The 5149-nt window shown below is 56.6% G+C and carries 3 rRNA genes; all 3 read right to left on the reverse strand.

The features are described 5' to 3' along the window. Positions 1-252: 252 nt before the first annotated feature. Positions 253-369, reverse strand: a 5S ribosomal RNA gene (rrf, locus tag FYJ43_RS11840). A gap of 101 nt (positions 370-470) precedes the next feature. Further along, positions 471-3557, reverse strand: a 23S ribosomal RNA gene (locus FYJ43_RS11845). A gap of 207 nt (positions 3558-3764) precedes the next feature. Further along, positions 3765-5149 (reverse strand): 16S ribosomal RNA (locus FYJ43_RS11850); the annotation flags it as partial.

Below are 5149 nucleotides of genomic sequence, written 5' to 3' on the forward strand. Positions count from 1 at the left end.
TCGCGGTGTTGGGGTGGTGGGTTTCGGTAGTGAGGGTCTGGAGTTGGTGAGGGGGTTGCGGGGCACCCCCTGTCCCCTGTGCACGTGTCTTGTGGGTGTGTGCACACGCGCGTGTTGGACCCCACCCGCGGGTGAAAAGCGTGTCCGCCTTGCACACCCCGGCTGAAAAGGTTACACACCTACCCCCCGCGGGGGTGAAAAGGGTGTGGGCCCCACCCCCTGTCAGGGGTGGGGCCCACATTATTGTATGGATTCCGGCAGCGTCCTACTCTCCCACACGATCCCTCGTGCAGTACCATCGGCGTTGGAAGGCTTAACGACCGGGTTCGGGATGGGACCGGGTGTGACCCTTCCACTATGGCCACCGGAAAATCTTTGGGGCATCCACGCGTGAATGCTTGTGACTCGACACGATCCCTGACGTGGGGATTGGGAGCCGTATAGTGGATGCGATATGCGTGACACACTGCGTGTGTAAGTCCTCGGTCTATTAGTACCAGTCAGCTCCACACCTTACGATGCGTCCACGCCTGGCCTATCAACCCGATCGTCTCTCGGGGACCTTACCGGTATCAACCATGGGAATCCTTATCTTGGAGCATGCTTCCCGCTTAGATGCTTTCAGCGGTTATCACGACCCGACGTAGCCAACCAGCCATGCTCTTGGCAGAACAACTGGCACACCAGAGGTCAGTCCGTCTCGGTCCTCTCGTACTAAAGACAGCCCTCCTCAAGATTCCTCCGCGCGCAGCGGATAGGGACCGAACTGTCTCACGACGTTCTGAACCCAGCTCGCGTGCCGCTTTAATGGGCGAACAGCCCAACCCTTGGGACCGACTCCAGCCCCAGGATGCGACGAGCCGACATCGAGGTGCCAAACCATGCCGTCGCTATGAGCGCTCGGGCAAGATCAGCCTGTTATCCCCGGGGTACCTTTTATCCGTTGAGTGACGGCGCGTCCACAAGCCACCGTCAGATCACTAGTCCCGACTTTCGTCCCTGCTCGACCTGTCAGTCTCACAGTCAAGCCCCCTTGTGCACTTACACTCACCACCTGATTACCAACCAGGATGAGGGAACCTTTGGGCGCCTCCGTTACCTTTTAGGAGGCGACCGCCCCAGTCAAACTACCCATCAGGCACTGTCCTTGAACCGGATCACGGTCCACAGTGAGATAACCAGAACAATCAGAGTGGTATTTCACCAACGACTCCACCACCACTAGCGTGACAGTATCAACGTCTCCCACCTATCCTACACAAATCGTCCCAATCACCAATACCAAACTATAGTAAAGGTCCCGGGGTCTTTCCGTCCTGCTGCGCGTAACGAGCATCTTTACTCGTAATGCAATTTCACCGAGTTCATGGTGGAGACAGTAGGGAAATCGTTACTCCATTCGTGCAGGTCGGAACTTACCCGACAAGGAATTTCGCTACCTTAGGATGGTTATAGTTACCACCGCCGTTTACTGGGGCTTAAGTTCACCGCTTCGCATAACAACTCACAGTTCCCCTTAACCTTCCAGCACCGGGCAGGAGTCAGTCCGTATACATCGTCTTACGACTTCGCACGGACCTGTGTTTTTGGTAAACAGTCGTTTCCCCCTGGTCTCTGCGCCCCTCACCGCAACCACACCGCACAAGCGGGCCACAGCTCAGGTCCCCCTTATCCCAAAGTTACGGGGGCATTTTGCCGAGTTCCTTCACCACGATTCACTCGATCGCCTCGGTATACTCTACCTATCCACCAGTGTCGGTTTAGGGTACGGGCGGACATGCCACCTCGCTCACGAAGCTTTTCTCGACAGTACAGGATCACTCACTCACCCACACACAGCAGGCTCGCCATCATGCCTCAACTACAACGCCCAGCGGATTTACCTACCAGACAGTCCACACATTTAGCCCCGGACAACCATCGCCGGGGATGAGCTACCTCCCTGCGTCCCTCCGCAGCTTGCCTACTACATGATCGGTTCACACACTCACCCAACCACAGAAGCATCAAAGACACCCCCACGGCAGACTCGCATGCTTAGCATCACACACCTCGACACGGACGCTGACACGCCGGTACCAGAATATCAACTGGTTACCCATCGACTACGCCTGTCGGCCTCGCCTTAGGACCCGACTCACCCAGGGCAGACAAACTTGACCCTGGAACCCTTGGATAATCGGCGGACGGGATTCCCACCCGTCACACGCTACTCATGCCTGCATTCTCACTCGCGTCAACTCCACCACACAGTCACCCGGCAGCTTCACCACTGACACGACGCTCCCCTACCCAACCATACGGTTGCCACAGCTTCGGCGGATAACTTAAGCCCCGCTACATTGTCGGCGCGGAATCACTTGACCAGTGAGCTATTACGCACTCTTTCAAGGATGGCTGCTTCCAAGCCAACCTCCTGGTTGTCTACGCAACTCCACATCCTTTTCCACTGAGTCACCACTTAGGGGCCTTAGCTGATGATCTGGGCTGTTTCCCTCTCGACGACGAAGCTTATCCCCCGCCGTCTCACTGCCACGCTCACACTTGCCGGCATTCGGAGTTTGGCTGATTTCGGTAAGCCGATAAGCCCCCTAGACCATCCAGTGCTCTACCTCCGACAAGAACCACGCAACGCTGCACCTAAATGCATTTCGGGGAGAACCAGCTATCACGGTGTTTGATTGGCCTTTCACCCCTATCCACAACTCATCCCCTCCATTTTCAACTGAAGTGGGTTCGGACCTCCACGACGTCTTACCGACGCTTCATCCTGGCCATGGATAGATCACACCGCTTCGGGTCTAGAACACGCGACTCACGCCCTTATCGGACTCGCTTTCGCTACGACTCCCCCACCACGGGTTAACCTCGCCACGCATCACTAACTCGCAGGCTCATTCTTCAAAAGGCACGCCATCACCCCACAAGGCTCTGACGGCTTGCATGCGACCGGTTTCAGGTACTATTTCACTCCCCTCCCGGGGTACTTTTCACCCTTCCCTCACGGTACTCATCCACTATCGGTCACCAAGGAGTATTTAGGCTTGACGGGTGGTCCCGCCAGATTCACGCGAAATTCCACGAGTCCCACGCTACTTGGGGCAACCCCACACCAGTGCCACGCTCACAGTTACGGGACTCTCACCCACTCCGGTACGCCTTCCCAGACGCTTCACCTTCACGCAACATTTCTCACTGGCCAATCCTGCGGCAGCAGAACCACAAGGCCCCCACAACCCCGCACATGCAACACCTGCCGGCTTGAACACACACACGGTTTAGCCTCCTCCGCTTTCGCTCGCCACTACTCACGGAATCACACTTGTTTTCTCTTCCTACGGGTACTAAGATGTTTCACTTCCCCGCGTTACCTCCCACACCCCTATACATTCAGGGCAGGGTCACCGGACACAACTCCGGACATTCCAGGTTTCCCCATTCGGACACCCCCGGATCACAGCTCGTTCACCAACTCCCCAGGGCTTATCGCAGGTCACAACGTCCTTCATCGGCTCTTGGTGCCAAGGCATCCACCGATCGCACTACACAACTTGCACAACACAAGTCACACAAAAAACAAAGATGCTCGCATCCACTATACAGTTCTCAACCACCACACGGACCACCACACCACACACTCACGCACGCACCATGGCACCGCACCAGGCCACCACACATGTGATACCCCAGAACCCCAACAGTATGCCCTCAACCCCACCCACACAGGCAGGACGCCAACACTCCACTCACAAAAAACTCCTTAGAAAGGAGGTGATCCAGCCGCACCTTCCGGTACGGCTACCTTGTTACGACTTAGTCCTAATTACCAGTCCCACCTTCGACGGCTCCCCCAACAGTTAGGCCACCGGCTTCGGGTGTTACCGACTTTCATGACTTGACGGGCGGTGTGTACAAGCCCCGGGAACGTATTCACCGCAGCGTTGCTGATCTGCGATTACTAGCGACTCCGACTTCATGAGGTCGAGTTGCAGACCCCAATCCGAACTGAGACCGGCTTTCCGAGATTCGCTCACTCTCACAAGCTCGCAACTCTTTGTACCGGCCATTGTAGCATGCGTGAAGCCCTGGACATAAGGGGCATGATGACTTGACGTCATCCCCACCTTCCTCCGAGTTGACCCCGGCGGTCTCCACTGAGTCCCCACCATAACGTGCTGGCAACAGTGAACGAGGGTTGCGCTCGTTGCGGGACTTAACCCAACATCTCACGACACGAGCTGACGACAGCCATGCACCACCTGTGAACCAGCCCCAAAAGAGGCGCACCCATCTCTGAGCACTCCCGATCCATGTCAAACCCAGGTAAGGTTCTTCGCGTTGCATCGAATTAATCCGCATGCTCCGCCGCTTGTGCGGGGCCCCGTCAATTCCTTTGAGTTTTAGCCTTGCGGCCGTACTCCCCAGGCGGGGTACTTAAAGCGTTAGCTACGGCACGGAATCCGTGGAATGGACCCCACACCTAGTACCCACCGTTTACAGCGTGGACTACCAGGGTATCTAAGCCTGTTCGCTCCCCACGCTTTCGCTCCTCAGCGTCAGGAAAGGTCCAGAGAACCGCCTTCGCCACTGGTGTTCCTCCTGATATCTGCGCATTCCACCGCTCCACCAGGAATTCCATTCTCCCCTACCTTCCTCAAGTCAACCCGTATCGAAAGCACGCTCAGGGTTAAGCCCCAAGATTTCACTTCCGACGCGATCAACCACCTACGAGCCCTTTACGCCCAATAAATCCGGACAACGCTCGCACCCTACGTATCACCGCGGCTGCTGGCACGTAGTTAGCCGGTGCTTCTTTACCCATTACCGTCACTCACGCTTCGTCACAGGCGAAAGCGGTTTACAACCCGAAGGCCGTCATCCCGCACGCGGCGTTGCTGCATCAGGCTTCCGCCCATTGTGCAATATTCCCCACTGCTGCCTCCCGTAGGAGTCTGGGCCGTATCTCAGTCCCAATGTGGCCGGTCACCCTCTCAGGCCGGCTACCCGTCAAAGCCTTGGTAAGCCACTACCCCACCAACAAGCTGATAAGCCGCGAGTCCATCCCCAACCGCCGAAACTTTCCAACCCCCACCATGCAGCAAGAGTTCCTATCCGGTATTAGCCCCAGTTTCCTGAAGTTATCCCAAAG

This window comes from Cutibacterium porci (assembly GCF_009696315.1).
In the GTDB taxonomy this organism is placed as follows: domain Bacteria; phylum Actinomycetota; class Actinomycetes; order Propionibacteriales; family Propionibacteriaceae; genus Cutibacterium; species Cutibacterium porci.